Annotated in this window: 19 protein-coding genes; 7 read left to right on the top strand and 12 right to left on the bottom strand. The window is 47.5% G+C overall.

The window, feature by feature from the left end:
• Nucleotides 1-18 precede the first annotated feature (18 nt).
• From wecA to ORJ00_RS01765, 3 genes are read left to right on the top strand one after another with little or no spacing between them, the layout of a single operon-like run.
• The gene (wecA, locus tag ORJ00_RS01775; RefSeq protein WP_306125300.1) at nucleotides 19-1,095 is read left to right on the top strand and encodes a UDP-N-acetylglucosamine--undecaprenyl-phosphate N-acetylglucosaminephosphotransferase; all 1,077 of its coding nucleotides are present in this window, start codon (nucleotides 19-21) and stop codon (nucleotides 1,093-1,095) included.
• Nucleotides 1,095-2,417 (top strand): flippase, encoded by a 1,323-nt coding sequence (locus tag ORJ00_RS01770; RefSeq protein ID WP_306138802.1) that lies wholly within the window; start codon nucleotides 1,095-1,097, stop codon nucleotides 2,415-2,417. The genes wecA and ORJ00_RS01770 overlap by 1 nt, the downstream gene beginning before the upstream one ends.
• 8 nt (nucleotides 2,418-2,425) lie before the next feature.
• The gene (locus ORJ00_RS01765; RefSeq protein WP_306125299.1) at nucleotides 2,426-3,586 is read left to right on the top strand and encodes a polysaccharide pyruvyl transferase family protein; all 1,161 of its coding nucleotides are present in this window, start codon (nucleotides 2,426-2,428) and stop codon (nucleotides 3,584-3,586) included.
• Nucleotides 3,587-3,724: 138 nt separating this feature from the next.
• On the opposite strand, the gene ORJ00_RS01760 is transcribed toward ORJ00_RS01765, so the two are convergent.
• Entirely contained in the window at nucleotides 3,725-4,033 is a 309-nt protein-coding gene (locus ORJ00_RS01760; protein WP_027669532.1) for a DUF6482 family protein, read from the bottom strand.
• A 169-nt stretch (nucleotides 4,034-4,202) separates the two neighbouring features.
• Here ORJ00_RS01760 and ORJ00_RS01755 point away from each other — a divergent pair, with 169 nt between their 5' ends.
• Complete coding sequence (locus ORJ00_RS01755) at nucleotides 4,203-5,858, top strand: tetratricopeptide repeat-containing response regulator (protein ID WP_306125298.1); 1,656 nt, start codon at nucleotides 4,203-4,205, stop codon at nucleotides 5,856-5,858.
• Between the two features lie 46 nt (nucleotides 5,859-5,904).
• Here ORJ00_RS01755 and ORJ00_RS01750 read toward each other — a convergent pair whose 3' ends face one another.
• From ORJ00_RS01750 to ORJ00_RS01700, 11 genes are all read right to left on the bottom strand, one after another.
• Entirely contained in the window at nucleotides 5,905-6,126 is a 222-nt protein-coding gene (locus ORJ00_RS01750; RefSeq protein WP_027669535.1) for a hypothetical protein, read from the bottom strand.
• 78 nt (nucleotides 6,127-6,204) lie between these two features.
• Complete coding sequence (locus ORJ00_RS01745) at nucleotides 6,205-10,167, bottom strand: coiled-coil domain-containing protein (protein WP_306138800.1); 3,963 nt, start codon at nucleotides 10,165-10,167, stop codon at nucleotides 6,205-6,207.
• 308 nt (nucleotides 10,168-10,475) lie between these two features.
• Nucleotides 10,476-11,843, bottom strand: coding sequence for an alkaline phosphatase PhoX (locus ORJ00_RS01740; RefSeq protein ID WP_027669537.1), 1,368 nt, complete (start codon nucleotides 11,841-11,843; stop codon nucleotides 10,476-10,478).
• A gap of 151 nt (nucleotides 11,844-11,994) precedes the next feature.
• Nucleotides 11,995-12,423: a nuclear transport factor 2 family protein gene (locus ORJ00_RS01735; protein ID WP_027669538.1), complete on the bottom strand. Its 429-nt coding sequence runs from the start codon at nucleotides 12,421-12,423 to the stop codon at nucleotides 11,995-11,997.
• Between the two features lie 147 nt (nucleotides 12,424-12,570).
• The gene (locus ORJ00_RS01730; protein WP_305974707.1) at nucleotides 12,571-13,329 is read right to left on the bottom strand and encodes an SDR family oxidoreductase; all 759 of its coding nucleotides are present in this window, start codon (nucleotides 13,327-13,329) and stop codon (nucleotides 12,571-12,573) included.
• Nucleotides 13,330-13,540: 211 nt separating this feature from the next.
• Entirely contained in the window at nucleotides 13,541-14,428 is an 888-nt protein-coding gene (gene mmsB, locus ORJ00_RS01725) for a 3-hydroxyisobutyrate dehydrogenase (protein WP_306138798.1), read from the bottom strand.
• 13 nt (nucleotides 14,429-14,441) lie between these two features.
• Nucleotides 14,442-15,584: an enoyl-CoA hydratase/isomerase family protein gene (locus ORJ00_RS01720; RefSeq protein ID WP_306125294.1), complete on the bottom strand. Its 1,143-nt coding sequence runs from the start codon at nucleotides 15,582-15,584 to the stop codon at nucleotides 14,442-14,444.
• Nucleotides 15,584-16,357, bottom strand: a complete 774-nt coding sequence (locus tag ORJ00_RS01715; protein WP_027669542.1) for an enoyl-CoA hydratase — start codon at nucleotides 16,355-16,357, stop codon at nucleotides 15,584-15,586. The genes ORJ00_RS01720 and ORJ00_RS01715 overlap by 1 nt, the downstream gene beginning before the upstream one ends.
• Nucleotides 16,358-16,368: 11 nt before the next feature.
• Entirely contained in the window at nucleotides 16,369-17,526 is a 1,158-nt protein-coding gene (locus tag ORJ00_RS01710) for an acyl-CoA dehydrogenase family protein (RefSeq protein ID WP_306138796.1), read from the bottom strand.
• Nucleotides 17,527-17,793: 267 nt separating this feature from the next.
• On the bottom strand, nucleotides 17,794-19,290 hold the full coding sequence (locus ORJ00_RS01705) for a CoA-acylating methylmalonate-semialdehyde dehydrogenase (RefSeq protein ID WP_027669544.1): 1,497 nt from the start codon (nucleotides 19,288-19,290) through the stop codon (nucleotides 17,794-17,796).
• A 324-nt stretch (nucleotides 19,291-19,614) separates the two neighbouring features.
• Nucleotides 19,615-20,796 (bottom strand): thiolase family protein, encoded by a 1,182-nt coding sequence (locus tag ORJ00_RS01700; RefSeq protein ID WP_306138795.1) that lies wholly within the window; start codon nucleotides 20,794-20,796, stop codon nucleotides 19,615-19,617.
• A 264-nt stretch (nucleotides 20,797-21,060) separates the two neighbouring features.
• Between ORJ00_RS01700 and ORJ00_RS01695 the strand changes: the two genes are divergently transcribed.
• From ORJ00_RS01695 to ORJ00_RS01685, 3 genes are all read left to right on the top strand, one after another.
• On the top strand, nucleotides 21,061-21,471 hold the full coding sequence (locus ORJ00_RS01695; RefSeq protein ID WP_027669546.1) for a MerR family transcriptional regulator: 411 nt from the start codon (nucleotides 21,061-21,063) through the stop codon (nucleotides 21,469-21,471).
• 42 nt (nucleotides 21,472-21,513) lie between these two features.
• Complete coding sequence (locus ORJ00_RS01690; RefSeq protein WP_306138794.1) at nucleotides 21,514-22,683, top strand: isovaleryl-CoA dehydrogenase; 1,170 nt, start codon at nucleotides 21,514-21,516, stop codon at nucleotides 22,681-22,683.
• 294 nt (nucleotides 22,684-22,977) lie between these two features.
• Nucleotides 22,978-24,585, top strand: coding sequence for a carboxyl transferase domain-containing protein (locus tag ORJ00_RS01685; RefSeq protein ID WP_027669548.1), 1,608 nt, complete (start codon nucleotides 22,978-22,980; stop codon nucleotides 24,583-24,585).
• Nucleotides 24,586-24,677: the final 92 nt, after the last annotated feature.

Below are 24,677 nucleotides of genomic sequence, written 5' to 3'. Positions count from 1 at the left end.
GAACATCCGGATGGTGAAATGCCTGAATCCCTCTTAATGTATTTTGTCTCATTTATAGCGTCTTGCCTGGCCATAGGCATACTTTATCCCCTGTCAGTACGAATAGGCTTAGTGGATATCCCCCGCGGGCGCAAACAACATCAGGGCGCTGTACCACTTATTGGCGGCATTGCCACATACTGCGGGCTTGCCATTGCCATGTTATGGTTTGCCGACGGCGCTATTGAACCACTATATTACCTGACGTGCGCCGGTGTTATTGTTATTTTAGGCGCATTTGATGACTATCTGGATTTAAGTGTCAAGCTGCGTCTGGCAGTACAAACCCTGATTGGCCTTGCCATGACGTTTAGTCTGGACTTGCACCTTGCCAGCTTAGGTAATTTATTTGGCTTCGGTCAGGTCGAGCTTGGCCCCTTGGGGCTGCCCATCACCTTACTGGCCGTTATCGCCACCATTAATGCCTTTAATATGACTGACGGCATTGATGGCTTGGCTGGCATGCTCAGCTTAGTGAGCTTTAGCAGCATCGCTATTTTTATGTCGTTGTGGGGGCAGCAACATTACGCCGTAATGGCACTAGTCATTGTATTGGCCATGTTGCCTTATTTGGCTTGCAACTTACATGTAATCCCAGCCAGGCGTATTTTTTTAGGCGATGCCGGTAGCATGCTAATTGGCTTAAGTGTTATTTGGCTGCTAATTATTGGCACGCAAAGCGAAAGCGCGAGTTTTAGACCGGTTACTGCGCTTTGGATCATCGCTATACCATTGATGGATATGATAGCCATTATGGTGCGTCGAATTCGTAAGGGCCAATCGCCGTTTCAGGCCGACCGGGAACATCTGCATCATATATCATTGCGTCTGGGTTTAAGCTCACGTGAGTCACTGGCGTTGATCACGGCTTTGGCTTGTATCTTTGCCTGTTTTGGCATTATTGGTGAATATTTGTTGATACCTGAGGGCGTCATGCTGACATTATTTTTATTATTGTTCGCAGGCTACCTGTATCTGCTGCAACATATCTGGCGTATCATTTCGCACATTCGCCGACAGCGCCTGCAACATAGCCGCCCCAAGGTAGTTAAGTAGTGAACTTAATTAAAAAAATTCTGCTCGCCAGGGCAACTGCCATGTTGGGTGATAAGCTGGTAAAACTCAGCGCTGGCGCTGTACTTACGGTATTAGTGGCCAGAATGCTTGGTGCAAGTGAACTGGGTGTTTACTCTATTGTTATGGCCTGGAGCGCCTTTTTAGTGCCCATTACCGGCCTTGGTTTAAATAACATTGTCGTGCGGCAAATGGCGAAACAGCAGCAAGGTCAAGATGCCATGACGCTGTTGTACAGCGCCATCAGTTTACGTCTGCTGGTGGGCTTGATTGGCGGCAGTTTGATGTTACTCGCGTTCTACTTGCTGTATCAGGATATGTTTAACGGTAATACCGCCATCGCAATACCGGTGCTGTTTTTACTGCAAAGCTTTTTTGGCTTCTTGTTATTTGAGCTTTATCTTAACTACCAAGGCACTTTTCGCAGTGCGGCTTACGCCAAGTCAATTATTTCGTTGTTTAGCTTTAGTGTAAAACTGGCCTTGTTATACAGTGGTTTTGGTATTGCCAGCTTGTTGCTGATCACTGGTATAGAATTTTTCGTCGTCGCGCTAGCGCAGTACCTACTTTATCGCCGTAAACTGCAACCGTTTCAACAAGGTGAAACGCTATGGCCCGGTTATCACCCTCGCTGGTTTAATGCAGCCCAGGCTAAATTATTGCTTAAGCGTTCATCCTGGTTATGGTTATCAGGTATTGTTTCGGTTATCTATCTAAAAATCGATATTGTGATGATTGGCTCTATGGCCGGCACAGACCAGGCCGGTATTTATGCTGCAGCCAGCAGGTTATCTGAGCTGTGGTATGTGTTTCCGGCAACGCTGGCTGCACGTTATTACCCGGACATGATCAAAGCACATCAGCAAGGCTGGCAACCCTACTACCTTAAGCTACGACGTTTTGCCATGCTGTTTTTTTGCTCGGCTTTTGTCATTGCTGTTATCATGTCGGTTAGTTCGCCCTGGATTATTAACCTGTTATTTGGCGAAACTTTTAGCCGCGCGGTTGACATATTACGTATACATATCTGGGCGGGCTGTTTTATTTTTGTGCGCTACCTTATCAGCCAACATTTATTAATCACCGAACAAGAGCCGTTGTCCCTGCTAAGTCACGGTGTAGGCGCTTTGCTGAATATTGCGCTGAATTTCTGGTTAATACCCACCATGGGCATTGTTGGTGCAGCTTGGGCGACGCTAATATCCTATGCCTATGCCTCGTTTTTCTTTTTATTTTTTGCTGCAAGCACACGTAAGCAACTATGGCAGCTACTTACCGTGCGTAAATCGGCATCTATCAATTAAGGGGTGTTATGCAAAAGCCATTGTTTGTTGAAATAAAGGGCGTACAGTTTCGCAATAAAGGCGCCTACCTTATGCTACTGGCATGCCTTGATGGCTTGAATAAACTTCAGCGCCCTGTAGAACTGGTATTGTCGCCCGGTCCTAATCTGCCCTACCCTGAACGCGCCCGCTTGGGCGCCTGGCAAAAACTGTCTTTACGCCGCGGCGGCTTGGATTTAACGCCTCTTATTGGCAAACTACCGGCCGCAGTGCAGCGCACCTTTAACCGCTATGGCATGGTAAGCGAACAACAAGTTGATATGGTGTTGGAAGCCAGCGGTTTTGCTTACGGCGATCAATGGCCGCTGCGCTTTTTACAAAATACCGCAAAAGAAGTTGTGCGCTTTGCCAAAGCCGGTAAACCGTTTATTTTTATGCCCCAGGCTTTAGGCCCTTTTAGCAGTACCCAGAGCAAAGCCGCTATGCGCGACATAATTCAGCATGCCACCCTGTTATTTGTGCGTGATCCGGTATCTCTTCAGCATGTGAAAAGCTGTGTAGATACCTTGCCAGACTCTGTAGTATTAACCCCGGACTTTACCGTAGGATTAACCGCACGGCCTAACGATGAAATACCCGTTATCGCCACACCCTACGCTGCACTTATCCCCAACAACAAAGTGGTGTCGAAGTTTAATCACGCCAATGCTGAGCAGTTACGTAGCGACTATATCAATGCTTTCGCCGCTGCCGCCAATAAGCTGGCCGACCATGGCATGCAATGTGTATTAGTTAACCACGAAGGTAAGGAGGATGCGCTACTGTGTTCAGAGATTGCTGCTTTAGCCCCTTGCCACATTGTACAAATTGAAGATCCATTAGCAGTAAAGGCCTTTATTGGCAGTGCTGAACTGGCCATAAGCTCGCGTTTTCATGGCGCCGTTAATGCGCTTAGTCAGGGCGTGCCATGCATAGCAACCAGTTGGAGTCATAAGTATCACGCTATGATGACTGATTTTGGTATGGGTGATTATTGTGTGGCCGACTTAAGCGCCCAAAGCTTGTTAAATGCATTACAACAATTGCTAGAAAATAAAGTTGCTTTGACTAATGAGATTAAAACGAATGCTGTGGCGTTAAAACAGAAAAATGCTGAAATGTGGCAGCGCTTATATCACGCCGTTAATTAAGCACAAAGAGTGACAGCACCAAACTAATACACAGGCTAAATTAAATTATAATATAGCCTGTGTATTCTACGGGTAATTTATAAGCCTATTGAAAGGTTAATATATTGACTACAGTAAAACGATGATAAAGCAGCCGTATTAGCCTACTGCAGCAACAAACAAAGGCACCTTTAACGTGTTATCGACTTTTTCGGTACCGCCACACATTTCGTCATATGCAGACTTATGCACCAAGTGAGCATTATAAATAGTACACCGGTTCAACGCCTGTTTTACCTCTTCTACGCTATGAAACTGTTGTGGTTTGTTATTTTCATCAACCAAAAAGCCTAGACGGTCATCATAGTTTACTTCTGCTAAATACATGCCCATTTCCAACGAATGAACAGTTAATTCTTCAATTCGCACATCTTGCCTGTTTAAGTGACTAACCCGATGAAAGTTCATAATAGCAAGCTCCATTGTTATATTTTAACTTTTGCAAAATAAGTATAGCTAAACGTTCATTATTGCCAACGCGTAAGAATGAAAAACCGGTCATAGCTACTAGATGCTTTACTAAAGAGGTTAACATGCCATAGTATTAACAGCTCAATGTCATTAAGATGTGGCCTTTATGGATGCTAGCTTTTACCGTTGCAAACAAATATTAGTGATTGATGATTGCGCGCCTGTGCGTACATCAATAAAAGCAATGGTGCAGCAAATAGGTTTTGAATCTATCCATCTCGCACGTGATGCTAATGAAGCTATCGCCAAATGTCATGAAATCCCGTTCGATTTTATACTATGCGACTTTAATTTGGGTGATGGTAAAGATGGCTACCAAGTCTTTGAAACATTAAAAGCACAGCAATTATTAGCACCACTTGGCTGTTTTATTATGGTTAGTGCCGAAAACCAACGCCAAATTGTGCACGGCATGATTGAATTACAACCTGACGACTATCTGCTCAAACCCTTTACTTATCAACAACTAGAAGAGCGCATAGACCGAGCCGTTAAAAATCGTATTGCCCTGCGCAAAATATACGTCAGCTTATTCGAGCATGATTTTGTCAACGCGATAAAAGAATGCGATAGCGTGGTGCAAGCTAAACCAGATTTTGCTCTTGCTGCATTACGTATCAAAGGCGAATTGTTGCTCAACCAGCGTCAATTTGCTAAAGCCGAAAAATTTTATCAGCAAATCCAGCAACAATATAAACCATTAACCTGGGCCAGGCTTGGTTATGCTCTAGCCTGTTTTTATCAGGAGCGATGGGATGATACTGAGTTACAACTAGCCGATTTAACACAATTTGATGAAACCAAAGTGGAGTCGCTGGATTGGCTATCACGCCTGTATGTGAAGTATCGCCGGTTTCAAATTGCACACGATACCTTGTATGAAGCAGTGTTACTATCCCCGAAAAACATAACCCGGCAAAAAACACTGGCCAATCTGGCATCCATTGTTGGCGATAAACCTGCAGCAGCACGCATAAATGCCAAAATTGTTAGTGCCGCACGCCACTCTATTCACGACATCGCAGATAACTACTTAAACCAAGCTAGAGCACTAGTAGACGCAGCCTATTGCGGTAACGTATTGGAACGCGCAGTGACCATTAACAATGCTGCCAAGATTGTGGATCAGCTAGCCAAGCGCTTTGATATCAGTAAATTAAAAGGCGAAATAACCATACTGCGCAGCCGTTTTATGGCGGCCAAAGGTGAACTGGCTGAAGCCAAACAGTTGATAAGCGACATTCCGCTGTCATATCAACAGCAGCTTAGCATTGACAGTTGCATGGACGCCGCAAAAGCCTATTTTGAACTGGGCGATCTCTTCGCAAGCCAAAGCTATATCGACAAACTACAACATATTTTAGACCGGGATGACTTTCTTACTGAAACGCAACGCATTATGCTCGAAATGGAGCAAGCACGGCATGAAGAACTTAAAGCTAAGCTAAAAATTATAAATGCAGAAGCCAATGAAGCCTACCAACGTGAAAACTACAACGAAGCTTTTGACCGTTTTGCAGAGACATTTGATTATATGCCTACCAGTCCATCTATCGCGTTAAATTTAATGCAAAGCATGGTTAAAGGCGCCAAGGTAACCCCTTTCACTCAACGATACGTTCGAATGGCAGTAAAGTTACTGGCACGAAGCGAGCTTGATGATGAGATCATGCAACGATTTAAACGTTATCTTAATCAAATTAAAGAAATGCACCCGGAGGTTATCCCCCGGCGCAGGCCTAAAGAACGCGAAGCTTTGTAATCTTACTGCGGCAAGCTGACTCGTAGCTTGCTCCTGTTAGAAACGGTTACGCCATCCCTAACCCGCCGCCCGGTTTAGTTATATCGTCAATGGTATCATCATCGACATAATCCTGGGCGTTGCCATCCAGTATGCGTTTGCGGATTTTGGCTAGCACTTTCTCAATATCGTGGCGCGGATAGGTGCCATCATCAGCAGCAGCTTGCAGCAGATCCATCAGTTGTTGGAGGGTTAAACCACGCAGATCAGCACGGTGGATTCTGGGCATGTGTTTCTCCTTAAAATTAAGGTTATGTTAAGACCTTGCACTAAGCGATAGGCTAGGACTAAATTACAACTTCAGTTTTCAATTTGCCTGCCAACCTAAGTTCAAAGACAAGTACGTAATTTCTTCAATCTGACTGCCCCCCAAAGTAATGGTAGCGTTAAGGGTAGACAGGAAAGACGGGTTAATTTCAGTATAACTAACAGATTGCCCCAGGGCTTCAGCACTCACTGTCTTAAAGAATTCGTCTGCGCTGCCACTACTGTCAGCTTTAAAATCACCGCTCCACTCACCATTAGCATCTAATGTAAAATTATTGGCGACAAAGCCGATGCTGAGCGGACGCTCTGATTTTCCAATGCGAAACATAACAAACCGTCGACCATCCCAAAGTAGCATTTCACGCCCAAATTCAAACACGATACGCACCGAAGAGCGTGGCGTCTCAGAAGCACGAAAACGCAAACCGCCGTTTGCAAGTTCAATACCGGTTACTTTAAGCAGTCGATTATTGCGAAAGAACTCATCCGCAGCAGGGATAAGATCCAGCATGGGTCCAAATACCACGCGTCGCTCACGCGCCAGCGCATTACGTCGAGTTGCATCTATTTCAAAACGTAAGACATTACCCCGAGGTATACCCTGCTCTTGTCGCTGGCGTAAAAGCTTACTCGCCAGTTCACTTAAAGTATTGCGCAATGCATCGTTACCAAAAGCTTCAATACTCGAATCGGTCATTACCGACAACTGAGCTATATCTGCCAAAGCATTCCCGTTTTTTGCGGTCTGACGGGCGTCACTAATGGCTTCCCGGCTGTTGCGCAGCCATTTATCTGCCTGCTCAATAAAACCATTTAAACTGGCTACATCATTTCCCACGGTTTCGCAGTATTCATACATATAAGCCTTACGAAGCAAATACAGATAGTAATCCATGCGTTGCCGTGCCTGACGTTGCATCGCAACCAGTGAATTTTTCAAGTTGGCATCAAGCCCGCGTGCGAACGCCAGTCGATTACGGCTAATATCGATGCTCGCCTGAATCGCGCTGGAAAAGTCCGCGGTTAAGGTCGTGACGCCCTGATTACAGTTCATCAACTCGCTTAATGCTTCAGTCATTGTTGCTGTGGCTTGCTTTACCTGATCTTGCAGTTCAGTATAACGCTCACCATATTTGCCTTTGAGGATCTGTGCTTTAACCGCTTGAACTTCATCACTGTCATGTTCTGGCATACGGGATACGCTGCTGATTGCTGTTGCAATGGAAGCTGCCCCTTCCGCCATGCGCTGAGCACCTTCAAGTGCTTTGCCCGCAGTAACACCAGCTTTCTTAATTTTAGTTTTAGCAGCTGATTCTTCAAAATCAGGTAGTAGCTTATCTAACGCCTTTTGCTGAGCTTCCAGCTCACTTCGTCTTGTCGCAAGCGCTTGGCGCGGAGCCTCTAGTTCTGCACGTTTTTGGCCATTGCCGGCAATCTGAAGTTCCAATTCACGGCTTTCGTTCTGACTATTGGCCAGCAAAGTGTAAAGTTTTGCGCGGGCAATAAGTAAACGCTGCTTAGCTCGGTTTGCTGCAGCATTTTTAATAGAATTATTGTCATCGCTATCTACACGCAAGTCATTCAGCGTCTGGTTAAAGTGTTTTAATTCTTGCAGAATATGTTCACGCTGTTGAGAGTTTCCGACTAAACGCTCGCTAAGTGCCTGATCGGTGTTTAGCAAGTCAGCCAGTACTTCGTCGCGTTCAAGTGTGGCGTTAGCTTCAATGACAGCAGCGTCATGCTCCGCTTGGCCTTGCGCAAGGGCCGTGCGCAGCTGATTAACCTGAGTACGCAAATCTGCGCCGTCAGGGTCAAGCTGGTCTTTATAACGGGTACGTAACTTATCTTCAAGCTGGCTCTTGAAGCTGCCCGCATTATCTTTTAGTACACTACCGACAGAGCTGCTAATAGTCGCCACCGCCTGCCAACCGTCAAATGGCTGTTCCGGATCAGGATCCATGCCGGAGACAACCACGCCGCCAATACTTTCCACAACGGCGCCTACGCCGGCTAAAGCAGGTTGGTAAACTGGTATAGCCTTTAGTACAGCACCAGAAATGTCAAAAATCGCCTTAACCACAGCTTTATCGTGGACCTTTATAATAGACGCGAGCTCAGCATCGTTTTCCAATGCAGCAAGCTGCTGTTGCACACTCATTAGTGTCGCGTTGGCTTTATCAAGCAACTCGCGCGCGGCGTCGTAACGCACAAAAGCGCTGTATAGTTCTTCGCGTAGCTGGTCAATTACCGTTTCAGCAGATGCCGCAATATCGCCCAGCATCGCATTGGCCTGTTCCAGCCCTCCCATCAGTTGAGTCGCATTTTCCATTATGCCGACAAAACGATAGCTAAAGCGACGATCTGCCAGATAAGTGCGCAGATAACTCGATGCGCTAAAACGGGGTACCCAACCTGGTGGATTGCCATAAAGATCGAGGTTGGCTTGATAATTCTGCACCAGGCTTTCGATGGCCTGACGGGTGCTCAGAGCCTCCGTGCTCAGTGTGGCATCTGGCAGTTCGCGACACGCCTGCCAATAAGGTGCTATAACTTCCCACGCGCGTTCGCGTTGCCCGGCAGCATAATATTCCCGGGCATAATCAGCCATAGTACGCAACAATCGCGTATCTAACCAACTTAACCCTGCTGCATGGGTTAGCATGCCATCCTTTCCTTTACCTTTGGCGTGTCCTGAAGCTTTTTTTCCAGGCTTAGTGGCACCAATGATGCGGCTATCTGACAGTCGATCAAAAAATCGAAAAAGATTTATACCTGTGTCTGCAGAATCATTGACAAATTGTTCCGCACTAAACGCGGCACAGATATAGTATTGAGGTTGACCCGGTTTGCCTCCTTCAACGTCAGGCGAAAGTTGCGAACTACCACCACAGCAAGAATACCAGTTAGGCGTTCCATCGGTCGGTTCGAACACATCAGGGGCTGCAAGCAAAGTAGTAATAGAAATAGCGCCGCCGCGTCCACCATGTCCAGTGAATCCAGATGGATAAGCATCCTCACCATCAGACGGTATCCAAGGGTTACTAAGCTTGCTGGTGTTTTCCCATGCTTTACCAAAGGTTAGCTGTTGCGGCACCTTAATTCGACCAGACCTCTGTCTCGCCGGTAATGGCATTTCATTATAAAAATCTTGCAGAACCTTCATAAAGGCTAAGCCCACACGCACATCGGTAACTTTATAATCGCTGCAGTCAATAAGCTCACCATCAACAATGGCATCACGGTTCAAGGACTTCCAGGTATTATTAAGTCCGGTAGCACCCACACCACCTATGGTTTTCCAATGTTTGATATGTTTCAGGTCATTCGTTGAATTTTCGCTATCACTAAATACTGCCAGCAGTTGGTCTTTAGTGACCGGCACTACATCTTTGGTTGGCGGGCCATTCTTGCGGGGTACAAACGGCAACGTATTACCTTTTTCACCAATCTGTCCGGCACCACCGTCTGTTTTCAGCCGAAGCTTAGTGCTGTCTCCCAAATCCAGCTTAGCGATAAACAGACTGATATCACCGCCATCTTCGCCATCACGCCCGTCAGCAGCTTCAATCTTATTTGCGCCGTTCAATGGGTAATCGTGGTCATTGCGCTTTTCACTGAAGGCTGGGCCCGCATATGGTTCCGGGCTGGTATCAATGTGGCCATTACCACGAAACACCAACGATCGAGCGTAAATCTCAACTTGTGCCCCTTTCCACTGCAATGCTTGCTCTATCCGAATTTCATCTGCAATTAATACAATTCGGGTAACATCTCGAGAAACGCATAAGGCTTCGAGTACGGGGTTAGAACCATTCCAGTGCAATACTGTACTGGTTACCGTAAGTTCGCGGGTTACCGGGTTTTGCAGAGTATTGAATTGCCCACGAATAAAGCTTTTTTGCTCAGACACCTGCACACGATCATCAGGCTTCACAACAAACTTTTCTTCAAGAACCACAATATCCGCTTGGTTGGTGCCAGACAACAGAGCCTGAGTATCCATAGAATTATTCTCACTTAAAAGCATTAGCGCTGCATTTAGCTGATAATTATGTCTGCCGGCATCTTTTGTTGCATGGAATTAGCCGACAGCGAAAACTACCTGGCACTCAGCATTTATCGCCACAGCCAAATTGTTTAACATTTGTTATCAACTCTGCATGGTTCTGGCACTAATTTCAAGACAAAATTAACACTGTATTTCAACAGACAACTAAATTCAAGTGGGAGAACAATAGCAAACCTGACAATATGTCAGGTTAATTTGATAAAAAGTGTGCGTTATATTTTTGCAAGCGAGCAACACCCATTTCACCGTTCAAAATGATCCCAAGGGCCGGTGATTGCCAAGGTTTTAGTAGGCGAATACACATTAACAAACAGCGTTTTACCGTCTGGAGAAAAACAGGCTCCGGCAAGTTCTGTTTGCGCGGTTAAACGCGCAAAGTTGTATACGTCTCCCTGTGGTGTTACACCGCGTAAATGGTTATCCACAATAGCTGTATACTGGTCTTCGCACACAATTAAGTGGCCATTAGGTGCAACGGTTAAGTTGTCACCAAAATTAAATAACGACTTATCGACACTTTCCAAAAACAACTGAATTTGACCCGGTACCGCCTGTTCTTTGTCTGTTCCTTCAAAGGGGGAAGGTTGGTACTTCATCACTTGGCCCAGCTGTTTTTTACCGCCATTGGTACAGCAGAAATAGAGCTCTTTGTCACCCCAATGTATTCCTTCACCTCGGGCAAAAAGTGCAGCACCTTGGGCATAACCACGCAGTCTTAAATCATCTTTTGGACTTTCAGGCTCAGTTAAATCAACCCATTCAACGTCCATATTCACTTGCAACGCCATGGCTGCATCGATCCAATTTCGGCTATCAAATTGAGGTTTTCGCTTTACTGCCATAGCTTGAAGTTTACCGCCTTTATTCAGCTTACCGGTTTGGTTAGGAATAAAACGGTAAAACAGGCTATCGCCTCTATCTTCGGTCAAATAAACAATACCTGTGCGAGGGTCTACCGCAGCCGCCTCATGATTAAAGCGGCCCATTGCAACTATAGGTTCAGCATTGACTAACCCTTTTGCGGTGGCCGGTACTTCAAAAATAAAACCGTGTGGCTTGGCAAAACCATCACTTTCATTGAGGACACTTTCTTCGCAAGTAAGCCAGCTGCCCCATGGCGTAATACCACCAGAGCAATTACGCATAGTGCCGCAAAGGCTTAAAAACTCCTGCTCACGTTTTTGCGTTTTTACATTATAAATAATGTGGCTGGTGCCGCCCGGCAAAGCAACGCCATCATCAAAGGCGTCATAAGCTAATGGCGTTCTATGTGACTGAATACTCGCTGACGCTCTTTTAATGTTATCCGGCGATAACTCATGGTTTCGAATAAGCGCTACCCGGTCATCATCAAGAGCAATACACCCCATACCATCCGCTTTATCTGGCACATCAAGTCCGTCATTCATTTTATCACCAAGCTGTGAAATAACCTGGTAACTAAAGCCAGCCGGTAAGTCGAGTAAGTTTTTAGCATCCGCTATTAAGGGGCCATAAGCGGGAACTGTATTCGTCACTCCCGTTAAGGATACTTTACCAAATGCGCTGCGTGTAAGCCCCATAAACGCAAGCGTACCTGCGCTAAAAATAAACTGTCGTCTTGAAAACATAGCTGACTCTACAAAAATTAAGATTGCAATAACAAGCATTGAGTATAGAGCAAAGCGTTAAAAAAAAGCCGCATAACACAGCCAAACCCCACAATTACCACGTGAAACCCAATACTAGCATTCTGGTATGCTTAAGGCTTATTGCTGCAAATTATTCGCTTTTAATCGTGGCTTGCCAGTTCACGGCCTGCCACTTACCACTGCGCTTTACAAAGGTGCCACTGTTTAAGTAGCGCTGAGTCTCAGTTTCAGACTTACCCACCAGAGTAAACGCTACAATTGCAACGTCGCCGTATTGCATAATACGCACATCTTCACTGCCGTAAACCGTTTCAATATCTTCTGGTTTTAATACCCCACTACTAGTGACGCCTTTCATTAACTCGGCTTTGCCAAAGCGGGTGCCGCGTGAGCTGGTATAGATCAGCTCATCGGCCCAGTATTTATCGTGAATTGCCGGGTCGTTACGCGTAGCGCCGTCTAAAAACTCGGCCAGTAGTGCGCTAAGTTCAGCCTTATCATCTGCCAGAACCAAGGTGGGTGTAAAAAGCAGCGCGCTAAGTAAAAAATAGTTTTTCAATATACGTTTCCTGTGGTTATAAATAATGTAAATGTATCTTTTATATACACTAATTATCATCTTTGGCAATTCTGCATAACCGTATGTGTGATAAACGAGTATTAAAAAAGGCGCCATAGCGCCTTTTATAATATCAATAGCCTCCGCTTACATGCTGATGCCGCCATCAATTTCCACTACCCGGCCGGTGAAGAAATCGTTTTCAAAGATGTATTTGGCGGTATGAGCTATTTCACTGGCCTCGCCTAAGCGCCCTACCGGCTTCATTTTTTCCAAGCGATCACGCGCTTCAGGCTTCATGGCATCAGTCATCGCGGTGCGGATAACACCCGGCGCAATTGCGCCCACGCGGATACCGAAGCGACCTAGTTCACGTGCCCAGGTTACGGTCATAGCAACAACACCGGCCTTAGAGGCGGCGTAATTGGTTTGCCCCATATTACCGCCACGGGCGACGCTGGACATATTGATGATAACGCCTTTAGTGCCACGTTTAACCATAATGGCAGCAGCTTCGCGGCCACACAGGAACACACCGGTTAAGTTAACATCGATAACTGACTGGAACTGCGCCAGTGACATTTTGCTAACCAACTCACCGTCTTTGTATTTCAGCAGCAGGCCGTCACGTAAAATACCGGCGTTGTTAATCAGGCCATCAATGCCATTAAAATCGCTGTCGATTTGACTAAAAGTTGCTTCAACTTGAGCTTCGTCGGCAACATTGGCGCTATAAGTATGTACTGTGGTGCTGGCTGTAAGCTCGGCTTTAGCAGCCGCTAACTGGTCTGCATTCATGTCAATCAATGCCAACTTGGCGCCTTCAGCTGCGCACATACGTGCCATTTCCAGGCCAAGGCCTTGTGCTCCGCCAGTTATAACGATGGTTTTGTTTTGCAGGTTCATTTTTCTACCTTAATTTACAAGTATTGTTCTGCACCGCCAGCCGCTGCGTACATTTTTCGTCGGACACGACGTAAATACTTCCCTATAGGCTCCTCTTTTTCATCCATGAAAAAGACGGTCCGCCAAAAAAGTACATCCGCGTCTGTCTTTGAAGTAACGCCCGGCGGCGTAAAAAAGCCGCAGTAGCCGCGTGACTTCACTACTTAACCAATTACTTCTTTTCAAACAGTTTAAAAATACTGGAAAAATCCAGCTTGCCATTGCCGGCCCGCTGATGCGCCACGTAAAGGCTGCGTGCCAGTGCACCCATCGGGGTACTGCTGCTACTTTGCATCGCCGCTTCCAGTGCCAGGCCTAAATCTTTGGCCATTAAATCGACCATAAAGCCGCCTTGATAACCGTTTGATGATGGCACATTGGGCATCACATCCGGGCACGGGTTGTAAAGTTCCAGCGTCCAGTTACGGCCGGAGCTTTTCAGCATAATGTCTGACAGCACTTTAGGATCCAGACCATTATCCACACCCATTTGCAGCGCTTCTGAGGTACCGACCATTAAGATGCTTAGCAGCATATTGTTGCAGATTTTCGCAACCTGACCGGCGCCAACTTCACCGGCGTGAAACAGGTTTTTACCCATATTACCGAGCACAGTTTTAGCACGCTCAAAATGCTCTGCTTCACCGCCAACAATAAAGGTTAAGGTCCCCGCCTTAGCACCGCCGACACCACCGGAAACCGGCGCATCAATAAAGGCAATGCCTTGTGCAGCTAAACCTGAGCCAACTTTGCGCGCACTGTCAGCATCAATGGTAGAGCAATCAATGACCAGTGCTTCTTTGCTGATATTGCCTGCTACACCCTGCTCGCCCAGATATAAGCCGATGACATGCTTACCGGCCGGCAGCATGGAAATCACAAACTCCGCGCCTGTTACGGCCTCTGCTGCTGTAGCAGCAACCACTGCGCCTTCAGCTTTGACCTGTGCCAGTGCCGCCGCTGATAAATCAAACGCCGTAACGGCGTGCCCGGCTTTAACCAGATTGATGGCCATAGGGCCACCCATATTTCCCAAACCAATAAATGCAACCTTAGCCATGATATTTTCCTAATCAGTTATCCAGTTGACCCAGTTCGCGCAGCGGGTGCTCGTTTGCCGCCCATGGCGATGTAAACAGCTCGTCAATAATGCTTTGCGGCACGTCACTCACTGTTTTGTACTGCCAGTTGGGTGTTAAATCTTTATCCATCAACAGCGCACGCACGCCTTCGGTAAATTCGCCCAGCTTGCCACATTGCACACTTAAGCCAAGTTCTAAACGGAAACTGTCAGCCAGAATTTTACTCTGCCCCAGTTTTAGCAGTTCAAACACAATATGAGCGGTAATTGGGCTGCCATAATCCAATGAAGCTTTGGCTTTGACCAGCCATTTATCATCGCCTGGCATAGCGTTAATAGCGGCAATAACATCAGCTAAACTACTGTGCTTAGCCAGCATTTCAATTTCAGTTTGATGCGGGCGAATTTGGCTTAACGGCATCTGAGTGCGGCACTGATCTTCTTCGCTACGTAGTGCATCGCTTAACTTCTGATGATTAAGCGCAACGGTATCGCCCCATTTAATCTGCAACAGTTTTTCCACTAATGCGTCTTTGCGCTCATGCAGCAAAAAGTTGTCTGCTAAGCCGATAAACTTTGCATCAGCTGCATTAATTGACGCACCAGTAAGCCCCAGAAACAAACCGCAACCAGCAGGCATGCGATTTAAGAACCAGCTGGCACCTACATCAGGATACAAACCAATAGCCATCTCAGGCATGGCTATGCGGCTGCTGACAGTAACGACACGATGCGACGCTCCGGCCATTAACCCCAGACCACCGCCCATTACGATGCCATTACCCCACACCAAAACCGGTTTACCAAAGGTGTGGATTAAGTAATCCAGTGTGTATTCTTTGGTAAAAAACTCTTCGACATAGGGCGCATATTCACCAGGTTTATCCAGCATGGCTTTGTATAAATCGCGGATATCACCACCGGCACAAAATGCTTTTTCGCCACTGCCCTGCAGCAAAACCATGCTGATGCTGTTATCGGCTTGCCAGCTGGCCAATTTAGGCAGAAGCGATTCAACCATTGGCAAACTAAGTGCGTTTAATGACTTTTCTGAATTTAACGTGGCTATACCAATTTTCTTCCCGTTTTGCGCGGTCAGTTCCTGATACATCACGACATCATTTTGTCCGTCCATTAGCCGTTTACCCATTTTGCTTTGCGTTTTTCTAAAAACGCCTGCACACCTTCAACCTGATCTTTGGTATCAAACAAACTAACAAACAGCTCTCGCTCTAATGGCAAGGCACTTTGAATGCTGCCACTGCGACCTTGCTGAATCAGCTTTTTACAGGCGGTAACCGACGATGGGCTTTGTTCAGCGGCTTTATCTGCAAGTGCCAGCGCACTTTCCAACGCCATCCCAGTTGCAACAACCTCTTCAACTAGGCCAATTTGTTGTGCTTTTTCAGCATTTAACCGCTCGCCGCATAGGATCATACGCTTAGCCCAGCCCTCGCCAACCAACCACGCCAGATTTTGTGTACCACCGGCACAAGGTAGTAAACCTACTTTAGCTTCAGGCAGCGCCATTTGAGCTTGCTGTTCGGCAATGCGAATATCACAGGCCAATGCAACTTCAAGGCCGCCGCCCATAGCGTAACCATTAATTGCGGCGATAGACACGCCACTAAAAGCGCTTAAGGTTTCAAAGGCTTCACCGAAAATACGTGCCATATTGCTGGCCACTGCTTTATCGCCATCAGCAAACAACTTTAAATCAGCGCCGGCAGAGAAAAACTTATCACCCTCACCAGTGAGCACCAACGCGTAGATATTTTTATCAGCATCAAGGCTTTTTACCGCGTCACGCAGTTGCGTTAATGTTTCAGCCGTCCAGGTATTGGCAGGCGGATTTGACATGGTAATAAGCGCCGTGTGGCCGCGTTTTTCGAGTTTTAATTGAGCCATTTTGTCTCCTTTTACAGAATCTCGCCTGCGGCTTCATCCAGTAAACGCCGGCCGATAATCAGCCGCATAATTTCGTTGGTGCCTTCCAAAATTTGGTGCACACGCACATCACGGAAATGCCGCTCTAATGGGTACTCTTTAATGTAGCCATAACCGCCATGCAGTTGCAGCGCCTGGTCGCATACCTGAAAACCCACATCAGTAGCAAAACGTTTTGCCATAGCGCAATAGGCCGTGGCTTCACTGTCTTTTTGATCTAGTTTAAACGCGGCTAAACGCACTAACTGCCGAGCCGCAACCAGTTCAGTGGCCATATCCGCTAACTTAAACTGTAGCGCTTGAAATGCTGCCAGTGGCTTACCAAATTGCTGACGCTCCAACATATAATTGCGTGCGGTATTCAGTGCCTGCTGTGCAGTACCGATAGAGCAAGTGGCAATATTGATACGACCGCCGTCCAAGCCTTTCATCGCGAAACTAAAACCTTCGCCTTCGTTACCTAACAGGTAATGTGCCGGAATACGCACCTCATCAAAGGTAATAAGCCGGGTAGGCTGTGCATTCCAGCCCATTTTCTCTTCGGCTTTGCCGTAAATTACGCCTTTGGCGTCTGCCGGTACAATAAACGCAGAAATGCCTTTTGGCCCGGCTTCACCGGTTCGCGCCATAACGACTAACACTTCGGTTTCGCCTGCGCCTGAGATAAACATTTTCGAGCCGTTTAACACGTACTCATTGCCATCTTTTTTCGCGCTGGTACGCAAGCCTGCTGCGTCTGAACCCGAACCAGGCTCGGTTAAACAGTACGATGCCAGTTTTTGCCCGGTAACTAAATGCTCAACCCATTCGGCTTTAGCGTCACTGGTACCCCAGGTGGCAATCATCCAGGTGGCCATATTGTGAATGGTCAGCATAGCGGTGGTGGCCGTACAGCCCATCGAAAGCTGTTCGAAAATAATTGAGGAGTCTAACCGCGACAAACCCATGCCGCCGTCTTCTTCGGGCGTATACAATGAGCAAAAACCCAGCTCACCGGCTTTTTGAATGACGTCTTTAGGAAAGTGATGCTCACGATCCCACTGCGCTGCGTGTGGCGCCAGTTCTTGTTCTGCAAACTGTTTGGCCACATCGACAAAGGCTTGTTGGTCTTCTGTTAAATTGAAATTCATCTGTTTGGACCTTACCGCTTAACCAATCGCTACGCTTTCAGGGGATTTAAACGCTCGCCCGTTCGGCTCTCCCAGCCTCACTTCTGATCGCTCGCTAATTAATTCCCCTTACGCTGCGCTTGTTCCGATTAGTAATTTACTCAGGACTTGCAGGCGGGCGGAACCGGAACAACTAAGCAGACGATCAAGAGCGAATTTGGGAGAAATTCGCGGGTCTGCGTGTTGTTACGGTGGAAGCGCCGCACTACAAATTCACTTTAATCTGACTTAACGCAAGTTAATCGACATATTCGGGCCTGACACCGGAATATCGTCGTCAAACCAGCGCGCTGTAATGGTTTTCGTCTCTGTATAAAACCGTACTGCCTGCTTACCGTAGGCGTGCTGATCACCATAGAACGAGCCTTTCCAGCCAGTAAATGAAAAGAATGGCAGAGGCACCGGAATAGGAATGTTAATCCCCACCTGCCCCACTTCAACCTGATGCTGATACTTACGCGCAGCTGCACCGCTGGCCGTGAAAATAGAGGTTCCGTTGCCGTACGGGCTGTCGTTGACTACTTTTAATGCTTCATCCAGTGAGGCAACATGCATTGTTGTTAACACCGGACCGAAAATTTCCTGCTTATAAATTTCCATGTCGGTAGTCACGTTCGAGAACACCGTTGGGCCAACCCAGTTACCGTTCGGGTAACCGTCAACTTTGACACCTGAACCATCCAGCACACAGGTTGCGCCTTCTTTCTTACCTTGCTCAATTAACGACAACACGCGCGCACGCGCCTGTGGGCTAATTTGCGGGCCGTATGCAGCGTCAGGGTCGGTATAAACACCCGGGCGTACTTTGCTAATAGCTGCGGCAACTTCTGGGATCCAGTCAGCTGCTGCGCCAACAAATACTGCAACAGAAATTGCCATACAGCGCTGACCGGCGGCGCCAACAGAGGCACCCACTAAGGCATTAACCACCTGCTGCTTATTGGCATCCGGCATAATTACCATGTGGTTTTTCGCACCGGCAAAAGCTTGCACGCGTTTTAAGTTATCAGTACCGGTTTTATAAATGTACTGACCCACATTAACCGAGCCAACGAATGAAATGGCTTTAATGTCCGGGTGATGCAAAATGGCATCAACCTGCTCTTTGGCGCCGTGCACAACTTGTAACACGCCTTTGGGCGCGCCAGCTTGTACAAACAGCTCGGCAATTTTGTTTACCGTCATAGGGTCTTGCTCTGACGGTTTTAAAATAAAGGTATTACCGCAAGCGATTGCCATTGGGAACATCCACAGCGGGATCATCGCCGGGAAGTTAAACGGGGTAATACCGGCACATACACCCAGAGGCTGAATGTAGCTGTAGGTATCAATGCTGCGTGCTACGTTTTCTACCGTCTCACCCATCATTAATGACGGAATATTCGCTGCCTGCTCTACCACTTCTATACCACGCCACACATCGCCTTTAGCATCTTCTACTGTTTTACCCAGTTCACGGCAGATAATGTCGGCAATTTCGCCCTGATGCTCTTTCAACAGGTGAGCAAAACGCATCATTAGACGGGCGCGCTCCGAAACCGGCACTTCTTTCCACGTTAAAAAGGCGGCTTTGGCTGATTCAATGGCACGTTCCATTTCCGCTGGTGTAGCACACGCTACCTGAGCAATCACATCTTGTGTTGCCGGGTTGGTAACAGCGATCAGTTTGTCACCTGTTGGTGCGACAAACTCGCCGTCAATAAAATGCTTAACCTGTTGTGTCATGTTGCTTCTCCCGATTGTTTGGGTATGCCGCCAGCTTGTTGTATGTCTAATTATCAATCTATGCTGGCGAGCTTCTAATATGTTTAGCCGGACTATCCAGCCAAAGCGGAACCGGAACAACTAAGCAGACGATCAAAAGCGAGGATGGGAGATCCGAGCGGGTCTGCGTGTTGTTACGGTGGAAGCGTCGGCTTACACCGTTCTCCGGTTCCCGGCTACGTTGCTATCGCACATTTAACACGCTCGCCCGTTCGCCGCTCCCCGGCTCACTCTTGATCGCTCGCTAAGTTAAATCTGCTTCGCACGAAGCCTGATTCTTCTTTACTATAAAACTTCTACTGCCAGCGCTACGGCTTCACCGCCACCGATACACAGTGAGGCCACACCTTTGCTTAAACCGCGGTTACGCAGCGCATGAATCAGAGTAACCAGAATACGCGCTCCTGAAGCACCGATAGGATGCCCCAGCGCACAGGCGCCGCCATTCACGTTTACTTTTGCAGCATCTAAACCCAGTTCATTTATCGCCAGCATGGTGACCATGGCAAAGGCTTCGTTAATTTCCCACAGGTCTACCTGTTCTTTATCCCAACCGGCTTTTTGTAATACTTTTTGCATCGCGCCAACCGGAGCCACTGTAAATAATGCTGGCTCCATTGAATTGGTCGCGTGCGCAACAACACGGACTAATGGCGTTAAACCTTGTGCTTTCGCATCAGACTCACGCATTAACACCAACGCTGCACCACCGTCTGATATCGAGCTGGAGTTTGCCGCGGTAATAGTACCGTCTTTGGCAAATGCCGGACGCAGGCTTGGGATCTTATCAATCTTGGCGTTACCTGGTTGCTCGTCAACCGAGAAGGTCATTTCGCCCTTACGCGTTTGAAAGGTAACTGGTGCAATTTCAGCAGTGAAAGCACCGCTGGCAATAGCCTGTTGCGCACGGGTCGTCGATTGCACAGCAAAGGCATCCATTTGTTCACGCGTTATGCCTTTTTCATCTGCAGTACTCTGTGCAAAACAGCCCATGGCTTTACCATCGTAGGCGTTTTCCAGGCCATCTAACATCATGTGATCTTTAATTTCGCCGTGCCCCATACGATAACCGGCACGGGCCTTTGGCAAAATGTATGGCGCGTTAGTCATCGACTCCATGCCACCTGCAACCACAACGTCTGCACTGCCCGCTTTTAATAAATCACTGGCCAACATCACCGCTTTTAAGCCTGAGCCACACACTTTATTAATAGTGGTTGCGCCAGCAGTCAAAGGCAGACCGGCTTTTAACGTAGCTTGACGAGCTGGGGCCTGACCCAATCCGGCAGGCAATACATTACCCATAATGACTTCGCTAACCTTGTCACCGCTGATCCCGGCCTGTTCAATTGCCGCTTTTATCGCAGTCGCGCCCAATACGGTTGCATCCACATCAGACAAACCGCCCATGAAACCACCCATGGCAGTGCGCTTAGCAGCAACGATTACAATATTGTCAGAAGCCATAACATCTCCAAAAAATCTGTCGGCGAAAAAAGTTGCTCCAGAGCCTACACCAAATTTACGTTTACGCCAACGTCAACTACCTAACACTATGGTAGGATGCGATACGTTTGGTTCATTTATTTGTACAGTTTTACCAGCGCTAACTGGCATTTTTGCTTTACAAAGTGATAAAAAATGCGTCGTCGCTGGCTGCAATACCAAGGCAACAGCTTTACCTTTACGTAAACTTCACTTATATTGACTGCGTTTTCGGGGATGGCGGTTATGACAGAAAAAGAAGAAAAAACATACAGTATCAGCGAACTGGCCAAAGAGTTTGATATTACCACGCGTAGTATCCGCTTTTATGAAGATCAGGGGCTGATAACGCCTTTACGTAACGGCCAAACCCGTATTTATAGTAAACGTGACCGAGTGCGGCTAAAGCTTATTTTACGCGGTAAACGCTTAGGTTTTAGTTTGGCAGAAACCGGTCAGCTGTTCGAACTATATGACGCTGATAAGAGCAGTGTTACCCAATTAAATACCATGCTGAAGTTGATAGAGCATAAAAAAGCCGAGCTGCATCAGCAACTGGACGACATCAAAGTGGTGTTAATGGAGCTGGTAACGGTGGAGAAACGTTGCCGCGATACTTTAACAGACGCCAAACAACATAAAACCGGTCTGAATTAATACAGCACCGGTTAGAAGACATAGCAAACGGGGATTGACACAATGATAAGCAGTTATAAAGGGCTTAATTTCGATTTAGGTGAAACCGTTGATATGATTCGTGAGCAGGTTAACGCCTTCGCCCGTGATGAAATTGCACCGCGTGCCGCACAAATTGATGAAGTAAACGAATTCCCAAATGATTTATGGCGTAAATTCGGTGACTTAGGGCTATTAGGCATTACTGTCGATGAAAAATACGGTGGCTCAGGCTTAGGCTACGTAGAACACGTAGTGGCGCTGGAAGAAATAAGCCGTGCCTCAGCCTCTGTAGGCTTATCGTATGGAGCGCATTCTAACCTGTGCGTTAATCAGATTTTCCGCAACGGTACCGAAGAGCAAAAACTTAAGTATTTGCCAAAATTGTGTTCTGGCGAGCATATTGGTGCACTGGCGATGAGCGAACCCAACGCCGGTTCAGACGTGGTTAGCATGAAGCTGCGCGCTGAAAAGCAAGGCGATAAGTACATTTTAAACGGCAACAAAATGTGGATCACCAACGGTCCTGACGCTCACACCTATGTTATTTATGCCAAAACCGATATTAATGCCGGCAGCAAAGGTATTACCGCTTTTATTGTTGAACGTGGCTTTAAAGGTTTTAGTACCGCACAAAAACTGGACAAGCTGGGGATGCGCGGCTCTAACACCTGCGAATTGGTTTTTGAAGACTGCGAAGTTCCGGCAGAAAACGTGCTAGGCGAGGTTGGCGGTGGCGTTAAAGTATTAATGAGTGGCCTGGACTACGAGCGTGTCGTGCTGGCCGCTGGACCACTGGGCATTATGCAAGCCTGTATGGATGTGGTAGTGCCTTATATCCATGACCGTAAGCAGTTTGGCCAAGCCATTGGTGAATTCCAGCTTGTACAGGGCAAACTGGCCGATATGTACACCCAGATGAATGCCGCTAAATCTTACGTTTACACCGTAGCTAAAGCCTGTGACCGTGGCGAAACCACGCGTAAAGATGCAGCAGCCGTTATTCTGTATTCGGCGGAGCTGGCAACTAAAATGGCCTTGGATGCCATTCAGTTACTCGGCGGTAATGGCTACATTAACGAGTATCCTACCGGACGCTTACTGCGGGATGCCAAGCTGTATGAAATTGGCGCTGGCACTTCGGAAATCCGCCGTATGCTGATTGGCCGGGAATTGTTTACTGAATCAAACTAGCATAAAAAGCACTTCAGACCGGACTACGGTGTAAGCCTGCGCTTCCACCGTAACATCACGCAGACCCGCGAATCTCTCCCAAATTCGCTCTTGATCGTCTGCTTAGTTGTTCCGGTTCCCCGCCGGTCGGATATTCCGGCAAGTGTTTGAAATACGGACGAGGCGAAGCGCGGAGCAGATTTAACGTAGCGAGCGATCAAGAGCGAGGATGGGAGATCCGAGCCGGCGAGCGTGTTAAATGTGCGGAAGCAGCGAAGCCGTTGGCTCTCACTTGTGGCACAAAAGGTAACTTAAGTGACCAGAATCACCTCAAAAATCAATCCTCGCTCTGAGGACTTTCAAAAAAACGCCGCGGCCATGCAAGCGGTTGTTGATGATCTTAATAGCAAAGTACAACAAATTAAACTCGGTGGTGGCGAAGCGTTAATCGCACGTCATACCTCGCGTGGAAAACTGTTTGTTCGTGACCGTATTCAAAAACTACTCGATCCCGGCTCACCGTTTTTAGAAGTTGGCCAGTTTGCCGGTTGGGAATGCTACGACGACTACGTACCAAGCGCCGGTGTTGTTGCCGGCATTGGCCGTGTTAGCGGTGTTGAGTGCATGATTGTCGCCAACGACGCCACGGTAAAAGGCGGCACCTATTACCCGCTTACTGTGAAAAAACATTTGCGCGCGCAGGAAATTGCCGAGCGCTGTCACCTGCCCTGTATTTATTTAGTCGATTCTGGCGGCGCTAACCTGCCACGTCAGGACGATGTGTTCCCCGACAAACTGCACTTTGGCCGCATCTTCTTTAACCAGGCCAATATGTCGGCTAAAGGTATTCCGCAAATTGCCGTGGTAATGGGGTTATGTACGGCAGGCGGTGCTTACGTACCGGCAATGGCAGATGAAAGCATTATTGTAAAAGATCAGGGCACTATTTTCCTTGCTGGCCCACCGCTGGTTAAAGCTGCTACGGGTGAAGAAGTTTCTGCTGAAGAGCTTGGTGGTGCTGATGTGCACTGTAAAATCTCCGGTGTTGCCGATCACTACGCCATGAACGATGAACATGCGCTGCAACTGGCACGCAATGCCGTATCGCGGTTAAATCGCCCCGCGCCGCAAGTGATGGATGTTAAAACACCGCAAGAACCTCTGTATGACGCCAAAGAGTTATACGGCATAGTCGGCACGGATTTGCGTAAGCCGTTTGATGTAAAAGAAGTAATAGCCAGAATTGTCGATAACTCTGATTTTGATGAGTTTAAACAATACTACGGTGCAACCTTGGTCTGCGGCTTTGCACGCATTTTCGGCTATCCGGTAGGTATCGTCGCAAATAACGGGATTTTATTCTCTGAATCTGCACAAAAAGGTGCGCACTTTATTGAGTTGTGTGCGCAGCGTAAAATTCCTCTGCTGTTTTTGCAAAACATCACCGGCTTTATGGTAGGTAAAAAATACGAAGCCGAAGGTATCGCTAAACACGGTGCAAAAATGGTGATGGCAGTAAGCTGTGCCAAGGTACCGAAATTTACCGTACTTATTGGTGGTAGCTATGGCGCAGGCAACTACGGCATGTGTGGCCGCGCCTATGACCCAACAATGATGTGGATGTGGCCAAATGCACGCATTTCAGTAATGGGTGGTGAACAAGCTGCTGGCGTAATGGCGCAGGTTACCAAAGACGGGTTGGCCCGTAAGGGGGAAACCTTGTCAGCAGACGCTGAGCAAGCGCTGAAAAAACCGATTATCGAGCAGTATGAAAAGCAGGGACACCCCTACTACGCCAGCGGCCGCTTGTGGGACGATGGCATTATTGATCCGGCACAAACGCGGATGACTGTAGGCTTGGCGTTGGCTGCTGCATTAAATGCACCCATTGAAGAGACGAAGTTTGGTGTGTTTAGGATGTAATGCGCAGTGCTGCTGAAATAGCACGCAATTGCTGCGTGTTTTTTTTCTGTGACACGCCATAAACCGTCCCTAGGGCTCGGTTCCGGCCATCC

Source organism: Rheinheimera baltica (assembly GCF_030731985.1).
In the GTDB taxonomy this organism is placed as follows: Bacteria; Pseudomonadota; Gammaproteobacteria; order Enterobacterales; family Alteromonadaceae; genus Alishewanella; species Alishewanella baltica.
Note: the sequence above shows the minus strand (reverse complement) of the source record. Positions and strands in the feature narration are given on the sequence as shown.

Excerpts from the sequence above, each read along its gene's own strand:
- wecA (WP_306125300.1), top strand. The coding sequence starts at position 19 with ATGCCTGAATCCCTCTTAATGTATTTTGTCTCATTTATAGCGTCTTGC.
- ORJ00_RS01765 (WP_306125299.1), top strand. The coding sequence starts at position 2,426 with ATGCAAAAGCCATTGTTTGTTGAAATAAAGGGCGTACAGTTTCGCAAT.
- ORJ00_RS01760 (WP_027669532.1), bottom strand. The coding sequence starts at position 4,033 with ATGAACTTTCATCGGGTTAGTCACTTAAACAGGCAAGATGTGCGAATT.
- ORJ00_RS01755 (WP_306125298.1), top strand. The coding sequence starts at position 4,203 with ATGGATGCTAGCTTTTACCGTTGCAAACAAATATTAGTGATTGATGAT.
- ORJ00_RS01750 (WP_027669535.1), bottom strand. The coding sequence starts at position 6,126 with ATGCCCAGAATCCACCGTGCTGATCTGCGTGGTTTAACCCTCCAACAA.
- ORJ00_RS01745 (WP_306138800.1), bottom strand. The coding sequence starts at position 10,167 with ATGGATACTCAGGCTCTGTTGTCTGGCACCAACCAAGCGGATATTGTG.
- ORJ00_RS01740 (WP_027669537.1), bottom strand. The coding sequence starts at position 11,843 with ATGTTTTCAAGACGACAGTTTATTTTTAGCGCAGGTACGCTTGCGTTT.
- ORJ00_RS01730 (WP_305974707.1), bottom strand. The coding sequence starts at position 13,329 with ATGAACCTGCAAAACAAAACCATCGTTATAACTGGCGGAGCACAAGGC.
- mmsB (WP_306138798.1), bottom strand. The coding sequence starts at position 14,428 with ATGGCTAAGGTTGCATTTATTGGTTTGGGAAATATGGGTGGCCCTATG.
- ORJ00_RS01720 (WP_306125294.1), bottom strand. The coding sequence starts at position 15,584 with ATGGACGGACAAAATGATGTCGTGATGTATCAGGAACTGACCGCGCAA.
- ORJ00_RS01715 (WP_027669542.1), bottom strand. The coding sequence starts at position 16,357 with ATGGCTCAATTAAAACTCGAAAAACGCGGCCACACGGCGCTTATTACC.
- ORJ00_RS01710 (WP_306138796.1), bottom strand. The coding sequence starts at position 17,526 with ATGAATTTCAATTTAACAGAAGACCAACAAGCCTTTGTCGATGTGGCC.
- ORJ00_RS01705 (WP_027669544.1), bottom strand. The coding sequence starts at position 19,290 with ATGACACAACAGGTTAAGCATTTTATTGACGGCGAGTTTGTCGCACCA.
- ORJ00_RS01700 (WP_306138795.1), bottom strand. The coding sequence starts at position 20,796 with ATGGCTTCTGACAATATTGTAATCGTTGCTGCTAAGCGCACTGCCATG.
- ORJ00_RS01695 (WP_027669546.1), top strand. The coding sequence starts at position 21,061 with ATGACAGAAAAAGAAGAAAAAACATACAGTATCAGCGAACTGGCCAAA.
- ORJ00_RS01690 (WP_306138794.1), top strand. The coding sequence starts at position 21,514 with ATGATAAGCAGTTATAAAGGGCTTAATTTCGATTTAGGTGAAACCGTT.